This is a genomic window from Bordetella tumbae (genome assembly GCF_965139195.1).
Classification (GTDB): domain Bacteria; phylum Pseudomonadota; class Gammaproteobacteria; order Burkholderiales; family Burkholderiaceae_B; genus Bordetella_A; species Bordetella_A tumbae.
Map to the genome: position 1 here is coordinate 32286 of NZ_CBCSJH010000039.1, position 15623 is coordinate 47908.

General features: G+C 59.1%; 15 protein-coding genes and 3 tRNA genes. 6 read left to right on the forward strand and 12 right to left on the reverse strand.

Going from position 1 to position 15623, the window contains the following annotated elements:
• Positions 1-54: 54 nt before the first annotated feature.
• Both ACNA0J_RS25395 and ACNA0J_RS25400 read right to left on the reverse strand, forming a co-directional pair.
• Positions 55-131: transfer RNA gene (locus ACNA0J_RS25395), tRNA-Arg, on the reverse strand.
• Positions 132-178: 47 nt separating this feature from the next.
• Entirely contained in the window at positions 179-1462 is a 1284-nt protein-coding gene (locus ACNA0J_RS25400) for an MFS transporter (RefSeq protein ID WP_415821701.1), read from the reverse strand.
• A gap of 222 nt (positions 1463-1684) precedes the next feature.
• Here ACNA0J_RS25400 and ACNA0J_RS25405 point away from each other — a divergent pair, with 222 nt between their 5' ends.
• From ACNA0J_RS25405 to ACNA0J_RS25415, 3 genes are all read left to right on the forward strand, one after another.
• A complete protein-coding gene (locus tag ACNA0J_RS25405; RefSeq protein ID WP_415821685.1) occupies positions 1685-2488 on the forward strand; it encodes an AraC family transcriptional regulator in 804 nt (267 codons plus the stop codon).
• 118 nt (positions 2489-2606) lie between these two features.
• Complete coding sequence (locus ACNA0J_RS25410) at positions 2607-2900, forward strand: ArsR/SmtB family transcription factor (RefSeq protein WP_415821686.1); 294 nt, start codon at positions 2607-2609, stop codon at positions 2898-2900.
• A gap of 62 nt (positions 2901-2962) precedes the next feature.
• Positions 2963-4075 (forward strand): alkene reductase, encoded by a 1113-nt coding sequence (locus tag ACNA0J_RS25415; RefSeq protein WP_415821687.1) that lies wholly within the window; start codon positions 2963-2965, stop codon positions 4073-4075.
• A gap of 86 nt (positions 4076-4161) precedes the next feature.
• Here ACNA0J_RS25415 and ACNA0J_RS25420 read toward each other — a convergent pair whose 3' ends face one another.
• Entirely contained in the window at positions 4162-4755 is a 594-nt protein-coding gene (locus tag ACNA0J_RS25420) for a hypothetical protein (protein ID WP_415821688.1), read from the reverse strand.
• Positions 4756-4976: 221 nt separating this feature from the next.
• On the opposite strand from ACNA0J_RS25420, the gene ACNA0J_RS25425 reads away from it, so the two are divergent.
• Complete coding sequence (locus tag ACNA0J_RS25425) at positions 4977-5330, forward strand: DUF1428 domain-containing protein (RefSeq protein ID WP_415821689.1); 354 nt, start codon at positions 4977-4979, stop codon at positions 5328-5330.
• A gap of 110 nt (positions 5331-5440) precedes the next feature.
• On the opposite strand, the gene ACNA0J_RS25430 is transcribed toward ACNA0J_RS25425, so the two are convergent.
• Together ACNA0J_RS25430 and ACNA0J_RS25435 are read right to left on the reverse strand one after the other, a co-directional pair.
• Positions 5441-5517 (reverse strand) — tRNA-Arg (locus ACNA0J_RS25430).
• Positions 5518-5567: 50 nt separating this feature from the next.
• Complete coding sequence (locus tag ACNA0J_RS25435; RefSeq protein ID WP_415821690.1) at positions 5568-6425, reverse strand: LysR substrate-binding domain-containing protein; 858 nt, start codon at positions 6423-6425, stop codon at positions 5568-5570.
• 114 nt (positions 6426-6539) lie between these two features.
• Between ACNA0J_RS25435 and ACNA0J_RS25440 the strand changes: the two genes are divergently transcribed.
• Positions 6540-7211 carry an O-methyltransferase gene (locus ACNA0J_RS25440; protein ID WP_415821691.1) on the forward strand — a complete coding sequence of 224 codons (672 nt, stop codon included), beginning with the start codon at positions 6540-6542 and terminating at the stop codon, positions 7209-7211.
• Positions 7212-7305: 94 nt separating this feature from the next.
• Here the strand turns inward: ACNA0J_RS25440 and ACNA0J_RS25445 are convergent, their stop codons facing one another.
• The 4 genes from ACNA0J_RS25445 to ACNA0J_RS25460 form a co-directional block, all read right to left on the reverse strand.
• On the reverse strand, positions 7306-8085 hold the full coding sequence (locus tag ACNA0J_RS25445; protein ID WP_415821692.1) for a 1,6-dihydroxycyclohexa-2,4-diene-1-carboxylate dehydrogenase: 780 nt from the start codon (positions 8083-8085) through the stop codon (positions 7306-7308).
• A 16-nt stretch (positions 8086-8101) separates the two neighbouring features.
• Complete coding sequence (locus tag ACNA0J_RS25450; protein ID WP_415821693.1) at positions 8102-9445, reverse strand: MFS transporter; 1344 nt, start codon at positions 9443-9445, stop codon at positions 8102-8104.
• Between the two features lie 68 nt (positions 9446-9513).
• Positions 9514-10449 (reverse strand): catechol 1,2-dioxygenase, encoded by a 936-nt coding sequence (gene catA, locus ACNA0J_RS25455; RefSeq protein ID WP_415821694.1) that lies wholly within the window; start codon positions 10447-10449, stop codon positions 9514-9516.
• Positions 10450-10497: 48 nt separating this feature from the next.
• Positions 10498-11643: a muconate/chloromuconate family cycloisomerase gene (locus ACNA0J_RS25460; protein ID WP_415821695.1), complete on the reverse strand. Its 1146-nt coding sequence runs from the start codon at positions 11641-11643 to the stop codon at positions 10498-10500.
• Positions 11644-11970: 327 nt separating this feature from the next.
• Between ACNA0J_RS25460 and ACNA0J_RS25465 the strand changes: the two genes are divergently transcribed.
• Positions 11971-12924, forward strand: coding sequence for a M14 family metallopeptidase (locus ACNA0J_RS25465; RefSeq protein ID WP_415821696.1), 954 nt, complete (start codon positions 11971-11973; stop codon positions 12922-12924).
• Between the two features lie 100 nt (positions 12925-13024).
• On the opposite strand, the gene ACNA0J_RS25470 is transcribed toward ACNA0J_RS25465, so the two are convergent.
• The 3 genes from ACNA0J_RS25470 to ACNA0J_RS25480 form a co-directional block, all read right to left on the reverse strand.
• Positions 13025-13882 (reverse strand): polysaccharide pyruvyl transferase family protein, encoded by an 858-nt coding sequence (locus ACNA0J_RS25470; protein ID WP_415821697.1) that lies wholly within the window; start codon positions 13880-13882, stop codon positions 13025-13027.
• A 124-nt stretch (positions 13883-14006) separates the two neighbouring features.
• Positions 14007-14099: transfer RNA gene (locus ACNA0J_RS25475), tRNA-Ser, on the reverse strand.
• 70 nt (positions 14100-14169) lie between these two features.
• Entirely contained in the window at positions 14170-15435 is a 1266-nt protein-coding gene (locus ACNA0J_RS25480) for an aspartate kinase (protein WP_415821698.1), read from the reverse strand.
• Positions 15436-15623 lie beyond the last annotated feature (188 nt).

Here is a 15623-nt window from a genome sequence, read left to right on the forward strand (position 1 = left end):
TGTTCGGACCAAGTAGCAAAAAAGGGTCTCCGCAATGGAGACCCTTTTTAAATTTGGCGCGCCCGGCAGGATTCGAACCCACGACCCCTTGGTTCGTAGCCAAGTACTCTATCCAACTGAGCTACGGGCGCTGATAAAGAGGCGAAATTATAACTGATATTTTTGAGTTGTCCAGCCGCTATGCGGCGCGCCGTTTTTTGCCCTCGATATCCGGCAGCAAGAACGCCACCACCCCGAGCAATGGCAAATACGCGCAGACCTCATACACGTAGGTAATACTGGTCGCATCCGCCAACGAGCCCAGTGCAGCAGCCCCCAGCCCCCCCATTCCGAACGCGAATCCGAAGAACAGCCCGGCAATCATGCCTACCTTGCCCGGAACCAGTTCCTGGGCATACACGACGATGGCGGAAAACGCAGAGGCCAGGATCACGCCGATGATCACGACGAGCACGCCGGTCCAGAACAGATTGGCATACGGCAACATCAACGTGAACGGCGCCACCCCCAGGATGGATACCCATATCACAATCTTGCGGCCAATGCGGTCGCCCACTGGGCCGCCTGCCACGGTACCGAATGCCACAGCGGCCAGAAACAGGAACAAATACAACTGCGCCGTGCGCACGGGCATATCGAACTTGTCCATCAAATAGAAGGTGAAATAGCTGTTCAAGCTGGCCATGTAGAAGTATTTCGAGAAAATCAGCAGGCCCAGCACGCCTAACGCCCCCAGCACCTGATTGCGGGTCAACGTCGTGCCGCCGCTAGCCGCCTTTGCCTTGGGCTTGAGCAGCGCTCGGTTGGCGCCGTACCAGCGCCCTATTCCCACCAGCACGATCATGCCGAACAACGCGGCCAGGGAAAACCACGCGACGCTGGTCTGGCCATGAGGGATGATGACCAGCGCGGCCAACAAGGGCCCCAGCGCCGATCCCACGTTGCCTCCGACTTGAAACAACGATTGCGCCAGACCATGCCGCCCGCCCGATGCCATGCGCGCCACGCGCGATGACTCCGGGTGAAATATCGATGACCCCGTTCCGACCAGGGCCGCGGCGACCAACAAATAAGGCAATGACGGGGCATAGGCCAGCAACAACAACCCCACCAGCGTAAATCCCATGCCGATCGGCAGGGAATACGTCGTCGGTCGTTTGTCGGTGTACAGACCAATACCAGGCTGCAGCAACGATGCCGCGATCTGATAGGTCAGCGTGATCAACCCGATGTCCGAAAAACTCAGATTGAACGAATCTTTCAGCATGGGATAAATGGCCAACAGGATCGATTGGATCATGTCGTTCATCATGTGGGCCACGCTGATCGCGCCCAGGACCTTGAACGAGGTCGAAGATTGCGTCACGGGCGTGGCAGGTACCGAAGACGCCGGCACGCCATGGCCCGTCGTTGCAGCGGTAAAAGCAGGTTCAGCCAAGCCCGCCCCCGCTGGCGCAGGCATGGCGGAGACGGAGCCGGAATTGGCGGGTTGTGAAGAAGTCATAGATGTCAGCAAATCGCGTAGGAAATCAGAGACCGGACGGCAGCTCACCAGGGATTTCGGGGCCAGACAACAAATCGTCCACCCGCCCGAAACGCGAGGGCGATTACCGCAAACAAACAGTGTATAAAGTCCCTAACACACAAACATGCCAATTTTTATCGCGAAAGTGACAGAGTCATCATGCCCGCGCGTTCCATCCCGCCACTGGACCCTACCCGCAGCCGCAACGCCGACGACTATCAGCACGTCCCGCGCCTGATCACCGCCCTGGCCAAGTCCTTTGTGCCCAACGCGACCACGGGACCGCACAGTCACCCGCGCGGCCAATTGGTGTACGCAATCGAGGGGGCCATGCGCGTCAGCACGCCCGACGGTTTCTGGACACTGCCGCCGCTGCGCGCCCTGTGGGTGCCGCCCGGCATCACCCATGGCATCGAGATGGTGGGCACGGTGCAAATGCGTACCTTGTATGTGCGTGCCGACGCCGCCGACGTTCTCTCGAAACACTGCCAGGTCATCGAAGTATCCGCCCTGTTGCGCGAATTGATCCTGGCCTTGGCGGCCGAGCCGATCGAATATGCGCTGGAGGGCCGGGGCGGGCAGATCGCCGCATTACTGCTGACCGAATTGCAAACCGCACCCACGATCCCTATCCAGATCCCCTGGCCCAAAGACCGGCGCCTGCAGACTGTCTGCCGAGCCATTCTGGCTCAACCCAGCCTGAACCGCACTGTGGACGATTGGGGCGACGAGGTCGGCGCCAGCGGCCGCACCTTGATCCGGCTGTTTCAGGCGGAGCTGGGACTGAATTATCGACAATGGGTACAGCAGGTACGGTTGGCCGATGCCTTGCATCGCCTGTCGCTCGGCCAGCCAGTCACACGCGTGGCCGCCGAACTCGGCTATCACAGCCCCAGCGCGTTCAGCGCCATGTTCCGCCGGGCGCTGGGTGCGCCCCCGCAAGCCTATCTGCGCGAGGCCTGAGCGCGCTATTCGGAATCCCTGGCACGGAGATCTGCCGCCCCCAATTTTCAGCATATTGATATATCTAGATTTACGGATTTATAATTCGAAAAAACCCGATATACTGAATCCATACGACATGGACATTGATCTCATCATCAAAGCGCTGGCCAATCCGGTGCGCCGCGAAATTCTGCAGTGGCTCAAAACGCCCGAAAAGCATTTCTCTGCCCAGGAACACCCCCTGGATATCGGGGTATGTGCGGGCCAATTCGAGCGCTGCGGGCTGTCTCAATCCACCATGTCCACGCACCTGGCTGTTTTGCAGCGCGCCGACCTGGTTACGACGCGCCGCATCGGCCAGTGGATTTTCTACAAACGCAACGAGGACACGATCTCGGCCTTTTTACGTGAACTAGGCCAGGACCTTTAGGGCCCTCGCCCCTATTGACGTACGACTTCCCTCACCCCGCCACTCATTACACGACCCGAACCATGCCTACTCTTTTCGACCCCATCGCCGCTGGCGACCTGCAACTGTCCAATCGCATCGCCATGGCGCCCCTCACCCGCAACCGCGCGCCCGGCGCCGTCCCGACCGCTGACATGGTGACGTATTACACGCAGCGCGCCACCGCCGGCCTCATCATCACCGAAGCCACTGCGATCACCCATCAGGGCCAAGGCTACGCGCAGGTCCCCGGCCTCTACTCGGCCGAACAGATCGCCGGCTGGAAACGCGTCACGGACTCCGTCCATCAAGCAGGCGGCAAAATTGTCGTGCAGTTGTGGCACGTAGGCCGTATTTCGCACAACGTGCTGCAGCCGAACCACGGCGCGCCCGTCGCCCCTTCGGCCGTACAAGCCAAATCCAAAACCTATCTGGTGCACGATGACGGCACGGGCGAATTCGTCCCGACCTCTGAGCCGCGCGCCCTGGAACTGAGCGAACTGCCGGGCATTGTCGAAGACTACCGCCGCGCAGCCCGCGCAGCGATCGAGGCCGGCTTTGACGGTGTGGAAATCCATGCCGCCAACGGCTACCTGCTGGATCAATTCCTGCGCAGCGGCAGCAACCTGCGTACTGACGAGTACGGCGGCAGCATCGAAAACCGCGCCCGCTTGCTCAGCCAGGTCGTCCAGGCGATCACCGAGGAAATCGGCGCCGGCCGCACCGGCATCCGTATTTCTCCCGTCACGCCCGCCAACGACGCCAGCGATCCCAACCCGCAGCCGCTGTTCGACCACGTCGTGCGCATTCTGGCTGGCTACAAACTGGCCTACGTGCACGTCATCGAAGGCGCCACCGGCGGCGACCGCCAGTTCCAACAGGGCGATGCACCGTTTGATTACGCGGCGCTGCGCCAGACATATGAACAAGCCGGCGGCCAAGCCGCCTGGATGGCCAATAATGGATACGACGGCAAACTCGCGGAAGACGTTGTCGAATCGGGGCAGGCGGACCTGATCGCCTTTGGCAAGCCGTTCATCGCCAATCCCGACCTGGTACGCCGCCTGCGCGAAGGCGCGGCGCTGAACACGCCGGACAATACGACGTTCTATGGCGGCAGCGCCAAAGGATATATCGACTACCCCGTGCTGGCTTGACTCTGACCGGGAAAAACACAGGATCAGACCACGCTGCGATCTGATGGGCCCGGAGCTGGCTGGCAAATGCCAGCTCCGCATGCCACTCACTCGAGCGTGTCAAACAACCTGAGAATCCACCATACCTGGTACACCAACGTCAGCACCACCAGACTCGCGTGATAGCGGGGACTCTTCACGACAATTGCCAGCAGGCAGGCAATGACGAAAATCGGCGTACGAATCATGTACTCGTTGCCGAACCGCGCAAAATGCGCCTCCCCCTTTAGCAGGGTATCGACCACATCGAATACATACGTCGCCGCCAACAATCCAAAAAACCAGGCCCGGCGCGCGTAGAAAAAATCCCTGTAACTCTCGTAGCCGTGCATCGAATCGGGAAACAACAACGCACTCAGGAGAAACAAGACGATGGCGTAGCCGATGATGAAGAGATACTTGCCGAACGTCCAGTGCGATACCTCATACAGGCCGAACTCCCACCACCAGAAATGAACCAGCATCAGCAGGACTGACGCGACCCACGCCAAATGAATCGCATACAGCCTGTATTGCGTGGGATGCTGGACAATGCGTGCGACGCCCGACAACAATCGAGTCACACCCAGACCAATCACCATCCCCATCACAATACGGATGTGTGGATAGATATCGTGTACCGAATAGACCTGCGTCTCCACCTTGCTGGTGCTCCTCAGGAGTGGCGAATCCTGTCCATCACGGCTCGCCGGGGTTAATCAAACCCTCTTTATACATGTAAGAGTTTGTCGACAGCCTACATGCCGCAACATCGAGCGTTTACGATATCCACCTCGGTACTATCAAACCGAACCCTCACCTCACAACGATTCTCGCCTCACTCATGACAGGAGCTCGCCCTGTCCCACTCAAGGAGCAGACGATGAAGTACGTGGAAGGTTTTCTATTGGCAGTCCCCGCTGCCAACAAAGAGTCCTATCTGAAACATGCCGCCGAGGCCGCCCCGCTTTTCAAAGAGTTTGGCGTCACGCGTATGGTGGAATGTTGGGGAGACGATGTCCCCGATGGCAAACTCACCGACTTTCGCAAAGCCGTCATGGCCAAAGACGACGAAGTCGTCGTGTTTTCGTGGTTCGAATATCCGTCTAAAGAAGTACGCGATGCGGCCAATGAAAAAATGATGAGCGACCCGCGCATGAAAGGCATGGGCGACACGATGCCGTTCGACGGCATGCGCATGATTTTCGGTGGATTTGCCCCCATACTAGATGTCTGAAACGACGGGGGCTGGCGCAAGGGAGTCAGCGAAACGGGGTTGGCTCAATCCCAAGCCCAGACTCTGCGCAAAGAAAAAAGGGTCTCCGCAATGGAGACCCTTTTTAAATTTGGCGCGCCCGGCAGGATTCGAACCCACGACCCCTTGGTTCGTAGCCAAGTACTCTATCCAACTGAGCTACGGGCGCTGCAAGAAAAAGACTATAGCACGTTTTTCAATGACTGCGCAACACAACAGTCACAACGCGGCGCGCAACCAGTCCATGAACACGCTCGCCTCTGAGCCGAGTGCTCGCCCCTGGGCCGGCAAAGCCATCAACGGTTCCAGAAAGGTCACAAAACCGTATGGGGCGACCAATGCCGCGTCGTCCAGCTCCTGGCGCACCAGCCGCTGCTCGACCAGGGCCACCCCCAAACGCGACACCGCCGCCTCAATACACAGGTGCGTATGGGGAAACGTGATCTCGCTCGTCAGTTTCAGGTCTCGTCCAGACAATCGGTGCCACTGAGTCCAGGCGCTGGTGGTGAAATCGTGGGCGATGCGGACCGTGGGTTTGCGCGCGCCCTTGCGGCCTGGCGCGTGTACCGGGCCGAACGCCACCGGGGCCAGTGGTACCGCTGCGGCCAGATCGGCCTGCGAATAGGCCGTGCTGCTGAGATCCCAGGCAATCAGCAGATCCGCACCCTCGCTGCGCAGCTCGCGCGCCGACGTCATGGACAGCCGAATGCGTATATCGGGATGCTGGCGGTAAAAATCCGGCAGATGCGGCACCAGCCAGCGCATGGCGAACGTCGCGCTGCACGCCACATGCAGGCCGGGATGACGGGCACGGCGCAATAGGCCCTCGTAACCTGTTTCCAGTTGATCGAACAAGGGGCGGATCAGAGCATATAGCTCAGCACCATGGGCGTTCAGGCGCAAACCATTGCCTTGTTTATCAAATAGCGCGATCCCTGCGTGCTCTTGCAACATCCGCAGCTGACGGCTCACCGCACCGTGCGTACGATGCAGCTCGCCGGCGGCGGCTGTCACCGAGCCGGTGCGGGCAATGGCCTCAAAGACCTTCAGGGCCGATAAAGGAGGAAGCGATCTCATCCTCCGAGTATGTGAGAAAAACTGACGTACTGCAAAGAATAATTCGATATCCGCAGGCCGGACGAGTGCGTACGATTTCAGACATTCTCACTCATTGCTGGCAAGCAGACCGTCATGAAACAAGCACTCTGGAATACTGTAGACAATTATTTTGAAGAGGTATTGCACCTCAATGACCCAGCCCTGGAACATGCGCTAAACTGCGCTCGCGAAGCTGGATTGCCACCTCATGATGTAGCGCCGAATCAAGGCCGTTTACTGCAAATTTTTGCACAGATGGTCCAAGCCAGGCGCATCCTGGAAATCGGCACGCTCGGCGGCTATAGCACGATCTGGCTGGCCCGCGCCTTGCCTCCATCGGGCAAGCTGATCTCACTGGAGCGCAATGCGGCCTATGCCGATGTGGCGCGCGCCAATCTGGTTGCCACCGGGCTCGCAGACTGCACAGAAATCGTCGTGGGCGATGCACGCGACATTCTGCAGCAGTGGGCGGTTTCGGATATTGAGCCCTTTGACATGATTTTTCTCGATGCCGACAAGGCCGACAATCCGCGCTATCTGGAGCTGGCGTTGCGCCTGGCTCGCGATGGCACCATCATTGTGGGCGACAACATCGTCCGTGGCGGACGTATCGCCGATCCTGAAGCTGCCGACCAGCCTGATGTCCTGGGCGCTCGCCGTTTTCTAGAAACATTAGGCCACGATCTGCGGTTGACATCGACTGCGATCCAGACGGTGGGGATCAAAGGATGGGATGGCTTTTCTTTGGCGCGCGTGTCGCGCTAGCAGGCGGCGCGCTATCGTGCACCACCTGCCGGCCATACGCGGTACGAGTGATGTTCCGACGTCGCACGCGCACCAGCGCGCGAGCGCTCGCGCATCAGCCCTGATGCCCGCCTGCGACGTACATCACTTGACCCGTAATGTAGGACGCCTCTGGCGCTGCCATAAAGCAAATAGCGGCAGCCACCTCGTCCGCCGTTCCCACGCGATGCATCGGCGTTCCTGCCAGGCAGTCTTCGTACATCTCGCGAGTCCAGGCCAGGTCCTGATCGGAGGGCTGCTCAGTATTACGCGGAATGGCTCGCACGCCGTTATCCAGGGCACCCGGCGAAACGCAGTTCACCCGCACGCCGCTGCCAGCCAGTTCCAACGCCATACATACAGTTGCTGCATGCACGCCGCCTTTAGAAGCCGAATACGGCACGCGGTAGATGCCTCGTGTCGCATTGGACCCTACGTTGACGATCGCGCCACGGCCCTGTTTGCGCATGACAGGAATAACCTCTCGGCAAGACCATAGCGTCGGCCACAACGAGCGATTGATCTCCCGTTGCATCTGCTCGGGGGTGTATTCCCAGAACGGTTTCATCCAGATAGTGCCACCGACGTTATGCACCGACACGTCGATGCGGCCGTGAGTGTCCAACGCATACTGCACCATCCGCTGTGCGCCGGCATGCGTTTCCAGATCGGCGTCGATGAACGACGCCTGCCCGCCTTGCGCACAAATTTCCTCGACGACCGACAGGCCTTGCTCGACCGCGCGGTCCACCAGGACCAGCGTGGCCCCTTCTGCGGCCAAGCGTTTGGCCGCAGCACGGCCCACCCCTTGCGCAGCGCCGGTGACGAGGGCTATCTGTTTTTCAAAACGATTCATAGGAATCCTCTCTACCTCAGTGCGCACTCGACAGGTTGCCGGCTGCCGGCTCCGGCGATTTGATCTCTACGGCCAACACCGCCAGCAACGCGCCCAACAAGGGAATAGCCAGCGCCATGAAAAAGCCAGACGGGCCGAGCAACGTCAGGATACTGCCGCCGATTGCCGAGCCGATGATGGCCCCCGCACGGCCAATACCGATGGACCAGCCTGTTGCAGTGGCGCGCAGCGCCGTAGGATAAGCACCGATGACGAGATAGTTCAGCGCCAATTGCTGGCCTCCGATACCGAGACCGGCAGCACCCACCAGGATGAAAACCAGCGTCCAGTTCGTTCCCGCGTAACCCAGGCCCAAGGCGACCACGATACCCAGGACGAACAACACAATCAGCAGCGAGCGGGTCGATACGCGCGGCATCACCGCCGACAACGGAATCGCGCAAATGATAAACACCAGGTTCACGGCAAACGTGCCCATGGGGGCCTGGTCCGCCGGCAATCCCGCCGCCTTCAGCACGGTGGGCAACCACGACAGCAACATGAACCATGCCACCCAGTTCAGCAGATATACCGTCCAGATGGCCAGTGTCTTGCGTGCGTAGCCGTTCGAGAACAGCGCCTTGACGCTGGCGCGGACCTTGGCGTCTTCCGGCACGGAAAACTTGGCGCCGGACACCAAAGGTTGCCTTGTGATTTTCGCCAGAATGCGGCCCACATAATCCTGCCCGGCAGCATCGCCACGCATTGCCTTGAACTGCAGCGACTCAGGCAATAGCGCCACCAGCGCCACCAGCAAGATCAGCGGCGCGACACCGCCCACAATGAAAATGCCTTCCCAACCAATGACGGGCAGCATGCGGGCAGCCAACAAGCCACCCAACATGGCGCCTGCGGGCAACCCCAACAGCACACCGGTAATCACGGTCCCACGCAGACGGGCCGGCACATATTCGGCCGCCAGCGCCAACACGATAGGCGTACACCCCCCCATTCCCAGGCCGGCAATAAAGCGCAAGGCCAGAATGTGCCATGTTTCAGTCGCCGCGGCAGTCAAGAGAGTCGCAATCGCAAAGACCGCAACACCGAGCATGGCGGCAGGACGGCGGCCGATACGATCGCCGATCAGCCCCAGCGACATCGCGCCGATAGCCATACCCACAATGCCCGCCGTCAGAATCGGAGCGAGCTCCCCGGACTGCAGATTAAAGGCGGCCAGGATAGCGGGCCCAGTGAATGCCATCGCCTGCGTATCAAAACCATCGAACAAAGCGATGAGAAAGCAGAGGATCAGCACGCGCCATTGAAAGGCGCTGACTCGCTCCTGATCTATCAGGGCGGGAATGGAAAGCGTTGCGGCCATGAGTGTCTCCTCGCGCAATATGCGCGAGTGTTATGGATGTAATGTAGTGAGGTTGCCGTCGGACGGGTTTATGCCGTAACGGCTGCGCGCAGGCGATGAACAAGCTGGTTGTCCTGACCCTGCACGAGGTTGGTCAACGCAAAGTTGAATTCGATTTCCTTGTACGCGTTATCTTTCAAGCCCAGCGCTGCGCCACCAGTTTTCTCCACGACAGGAGGAATCAGTTCTTCGCGCGTCGCATAAGCAAAGTCGTCCCAAATCAAGGGATCGCCCTCGATGTTGAACTGTGTGGTCAGTTTGCGATGGCCGTCGGCACTGACAAAGAAGTGCACGTGTGCAGGACGATTGCCATGCCGGCCGATTTCATCCAGCAGCTGCTGCGTCGCCCCCTGCGGCGGACAGCCGTAGCCTACGGGCATCAGGGTACGGAACTCATATTGGCCATCTGCCCCGGTCTTGACTGCGCCGCGCAGGTTGAATTCGGTTTGCGCACCCGTCGGATCGAAGTGCGAGTAAAAACCTTTCGAATTGGCATGCCAGCATTCGACGATCGCGTCTGCGAGGGGCTTGCCGTCCGTGTCCGTCACTACGCCGCGAATCACAAGCGGGCCTGCGTCCTGATCAGGATCGAGGTCGATTTTTGACATCCCGTCGCGTACCGGCGCGCCTGCCACGTACAACGGTCCTTCGATGGTGCGGGGCGTGCCGCCCTCGATACCGGCCTGCTTGTCTGCATGGTCCATGCGGATATCGAGGTATTTTTCCAGACCCAGACCCGCTGCCAGCAGGGCGGCTTCGCCATCACGCCCGAGCTGGTTGATGTAGTTCACCCCCGCCCAGACCTCATCAGGAGTGATGTCCAGGTCGTCGATGGCCTTGAACAAATCGCTCAACAGGCGATGCAGCACCTGCTTAAAACGGGCATTGCCGTCTTGACCTGCAATATTCGTTGCCGCAGTCAGCAGATCCTGGACTTCTTTGGTGTTGAATACGTCTGCACTCATGGTTCTGTCTCTCCAATAAATAATCAGTCAGCGTGAACGGATGTCCGTTCAGTGCTGCGTATCAGTGATCTTGGTCAGTCCGTCACGCGTGAACCGCTTTATCTTCGCTTCATCCAGCGCTATCCCCAAGCCGGGACCACGAGGAACCGTCAACGCGAAATCGCTATAGTCCAAAGGTTGGGTCAAAATTTCTTCGGTAATGAGCAATGGGCCGAACAGCTCGGTGCCCCATTGCAGATGGGCAAAACTGGCAAATAGATGCGCCGAAGCAATGGTGCTGACCGCGCCTTCCAGCATGGTGCCGCCATACAGTTCGATGCCGGCCGCATCCGCAATGGCGGCTACCCGTTGAGCGGCAAACAAGCCGCCGTTCTGCTCGATCTTGATGGCAAAGACATCCGCGCCATGTTGTTTGGCAATCTCAAAAGCGCTTTCTGGCCCTTGCAAGACCTCATCGGCCATCAAGGCAACGGGAAAACGGCGCATCAAACGCGCCAGGGCAGCAACGCTGGCGACGGGCTGCTCCACCAATTCGCAACCTGCATCGGCCAACGCCGGAATGGCCCAGCTGGCCTGCGTTTCGCTCCAGGCCATGTTGACGTCCACACGCACCGAGCCGCGATCGCCTAATACCTTTTTGATCTCGGCAACGTGTTTGATATCGACGTCGGGGGCCTTCGCGCCAATCTTCAATTTGAAAATCCGATGACGGCGTCTATCGAGCATCTCCTCGGCTTCGGCGATATCGCGCGCCGTATCGCCCGACGCCAATGTCCATGCGACGGGCAGACGGTCACGGCGCCGGCCGCCGAGCAGTTCGCTGACAGGCACGCCCAGGCGCTTGCCTTGAGCATCGAGCAAAGCCGTCTCCAATGCACTCTTGGCAAAGTGATTGACCTTGACCAGTTTTCCCAAATGCGCCATCAACGCCTGAATGCACGAGGCGTCCTGGCCTATCATGGCAGGCGCAAAATAGGTATCGATGGACAGTTTCATGGCTTCCGGGCTTTCGGGGCCGTAGGCCATACCGGCAATGGTCGTGCCTTCGCCAACGCCCACGACGCCATCACTGCAGTAGATTTTCACTAACATCAAGGTCTGGCCATACATTGTGGCCACCGACAGCTTATGCGGCCTGATGGTAGGCAGATCCACCAGAGATGTTTCGACGCGTTCGATTGTTGCTACGGACATTTTTGAGGCTGTGGAGTTGAGTCACAGCCTGCTTTATAAGATCCGCGCACTTTCAACGTCCAATACTTTATGGATCACATCTATACCTTAAAGGTATTTCACCCTTCCTTCTCATGTGGCCCAACTAATTGCCTAGCCGGCACTCAAGCTCTCCCCCTATAACGAGAAAACCCTTGTATGGTGCCTGCAGGTTTCGTCACCTCGCCCCGCATTGAGTAGAATCAATTCACCCGCAGCCCGAGAGCAGAGCAATCCCGCAGCCTTGGCACCGAGGAGCTCCGCTCTCCCCGACATCACTTGAATGCCGGTGTTTTCTTGGAGCCCTAGTTGAATATCTCCACGCTCGCCCCTGCCGATCCGCCCTTGGAAATATTGCCGCGCGATCTGTCCGCTTATCGGGAAGGCAACATAGGCATTCCCTACGTTCACCGGTTTGAGTCTGGCCAGCCTGGCCCGCACGTGTTGATCAACGCCATTACTCATGGCAACGAGATCTGCGGCATGGTGGCCGCGACGCACCTGCTGGATAACCATATCCGGCCAAAAATCGGCACACTGACGATCAGCTTTGCACATATCGAGGCCTACGAGGCCTTCGATATCGAAGACCCCTATGCCAACCGGCAGCTGGTTCACAATTTGAACCGCATCTGGACGGCGAATATGTTGGATGCGGACGATGGCAGCCCCGAGGTTCGTCGCGCGCGCGAGTTGCGCCCGGTGCTGGATGCTGCTGATTTCGTCCTCGATATCCATTCAACAAGCACGCCCGTGCAGCCGTTCTGGGTTTATAACGAGGCAGACCGCAATACGGCGTTGGCCTCGGCAGTGGGTGCGCCGATCGTGCACCTGGTGATGTCTCCAGCCAAATTCCCGGGCACACCCGTGATCGGCTACGGTCGCCACGGTGATCCAACCGCAACAAATGGCGGCTCGTTGGTAGTCGAATGCGGCCAGCATTTCTCCCGCGCAGCCGCCGAGCTGGCTACCGATGTATCGCTGCGGTTTCTCACCCATCTGGGATTGATCGAGGCTCGCCCAGATGCACCACCTCCGCCTGTGCCGCGACGGTATCGCTTATTGGAAACGCACGTCGTAAAGTCAGAGGATTTTAGTTTCACTCGCCCCGTTATCGGATTTGAGACCTTTGACAAGGGCGAATTGATCGCGATGAACGGCACTGAACCTATTCATTCGCCCTGCGATGAATGCACGATTTTCATGCCTACGCGATTGCCCATCGTTGGACGGGAGGCGGTTTATCTAACGCAAGCTATCTGAATTCAAAGCCATTGAGCATGCCAGCGTGATGCTCGGGGGAGCAAGCACGCTTTCCCGCCGTCAGGGAACCGCGGTGCAAACTGACTCAGAAGACTGAACGCTAAGCCAGATCCAGCATTGCCAGCGGAAAAGCGGTCATCAGCGCGTCTGCATCAAAGACTGGAGCAGGCAGATCGGGAGATTGCAGCGCTTGCGGAATGGAAGTCGAAAACGCCGCAGACGGCCTGCCTGTGCCCAGGAAATAATCCATGTACTTGAATGCCGGCTCAAACAGGCTCGCAATCGGGCGGACCGGCGTGCCGAGCGCCTCGGCCAGGACAATGCCGTGAAGTGAACTCGCCAGTACGAGATCCGCGACGGCGATCTCTGCCGCCACATCCCAGGGTGTCATTCCCGGACTCACGCTGCGAATATCGGCAGTCAGGGCGAGATGCCCCGTCGACATGAGGCGCTCATCGTTCAAGTTCGGAATGTACACAATGCCCCCAGTGGGGCCGGCACTGCGGCGCTTTTCGATGGCCTGCTCGAGCTCGGCAGCAAACAGGCGAGGAAACAATAGGCCAGGGTCGCCATAGACTTCGGGACATGTGATCCCGCGTGTCTTGAGGACCTCTCGTGTCAGCGGTCCACGCACCGCGGTGGCGACAATGCCGATTTTGCCGTTCACGTGTATGGGCCAGACCTTGCCATTGATGCCCGCGCCCCAGATCACATCGCCTTTGCGCGCGTTGTGAATGATTGAACCGACCGACAATAGTTTGGAACGTCCTGCCGCGGGCGCATCGATAACCTGAAGATGGTGTTTCCCATGCTGCGCCAGCAAGGCACGCACGATCATCGGTCCGAGCTCATCGCCAAAATTTGAGGCGTTGGGACGATTGGGCACCCAACGATAGACAGGTACGGTATGGCCGTCAGCCAAGGGAAGATGATCAACGGGTTGCGAAGGTTTCGTCATGAGAAGAAGGATAGTCGAGCACGAACGCAGTCGTGTTAGTGCATAAGACCGAATCTAATCGCAAGAAACAAAAAAGCATCATGAGAAAAGCCCTGCATTAGCAGGGCTTTTCTCATGATGCTTTTGGCGGAGACGGAGGGATTCGAACCCTCGATGCAGTTTTAAGCCACATGCTCCCTTAGCAGGGGAGTACCTTCAACCACTCGGCCACGTCTCCGCAGAACTTGCAATTCTAGCACGATTTTTTTGACGTACGCCAATGGCGCACGCCAAAAATCTGCGCGGACTCAGACTTTTTCCGCAGGCACTTGGTCCAGGCCAAAGGCCTTGTGCAGCGAACGGACGGCCAGCTCCATGTATTTGTCATCGATGACCACCGAGGTCTTGATTTCGCTGGTGCTGATCATCTGGATGTTGATGCCCTCTTGCGACAGGGTCTGGAACATCAGGCTGGCAACGCCGACGTGCGAACGCATGCCGATACCGACGATGGAGACTTTGGCGACTTTGTCATCGGTGACCAGCTCGCGTGCCTTGACCGCGGGTACGACTTCGCGCTGGAGCAGTTCGATGGTGCGTTGGAACTCGTTACGGTTGACTGTGAACGAGAAATCGGTCGTGCCAGCGACGGACTGGTTTTGCACGATCATGTCGACGTCGATGTTGGCAGCGGCGACAGGGCCCAGGATGGAGAAGGCTACGCCCGGGGTGTCGGGCACGGCCAACAGGGTGATCTTGGCTTCGTCGCGGCTGAAGGCGATGCCGGAGACAACGGCGGCTTCCATTTTTTCGTCTTCCTCAAAAGTAATCAGCGTGCCCGAAGTCATTTCTTCTTCGAGCGGGATAAGCGGGTCGGTCAGCGAGGACAGCACTCGGGTGGGGACGCGGTACTTGCCGGCGAATTCCACCGAGCGGATCTGCAGTACCTTGGAGCCCAGCGAGGCCATTTCGAGCATTTCTTCGAAGGACACGACGGACATGCGGCGTGCCTGCGGGACGACGCGCGGGTCGGTGGTGTAGACGCCATCGACATCGGTGTAGATCAGGCATTCGTCTGCCTTGAGGGCAGCAGCGACGGCCACGGCCGAGGTGTCCGAGCCACCACGGCCGAGCGTGGTGATATGCCCCTCGGGATCGATGCCCTGGAACCCCGTCACAATGACGACACGGCCAGCATCGAGGTCAGCACGGATGCGGGCGTCTTCGATGGAGGTGATGCGCGCCTTGCTGAAGGACGAGTCGGTGCGGACCGGCACCTGCCAACCTGTATAACTACGGGCGGCGACGCCTTCGGCTTGCAGGGCGATGGCGAGCAGGCCGCTGCTGGCTTGTTCGCCAGTGGCGGCAATCATATCGAGTTCGCGGGGGTCGGGCTGGGGCGCGATTTCGCGGGCCAGGCCCAGCAGGCGGTTGGTTTCGCCGGCCATGGCCGACGGCACGACGACCACTTGGTGGCCAGCGGCATGCCATTTGGCAACGCGGCGGGCGACGTTGCGGATGCGCTCGACTGAGCCCATCGAGGTACCGCCGTATTTGTGAACGATCAGGGACATCTCGTACTCTGGCTGGAAACCTGCCACTGCTGGGCAGGCAAAGCTGAGTATTTTAACGCGTGGTGAAAATTTGCGCAGGGGTGGGTGAATTCTGGGGGTGTTGAGCGTTCAGATTATCTCTATTTAGACGTACCGGCGGCGTGTCTGAGGCGGCGCTGGCCCNNTNGCCCGGTCTGGCCGCCTCAGAC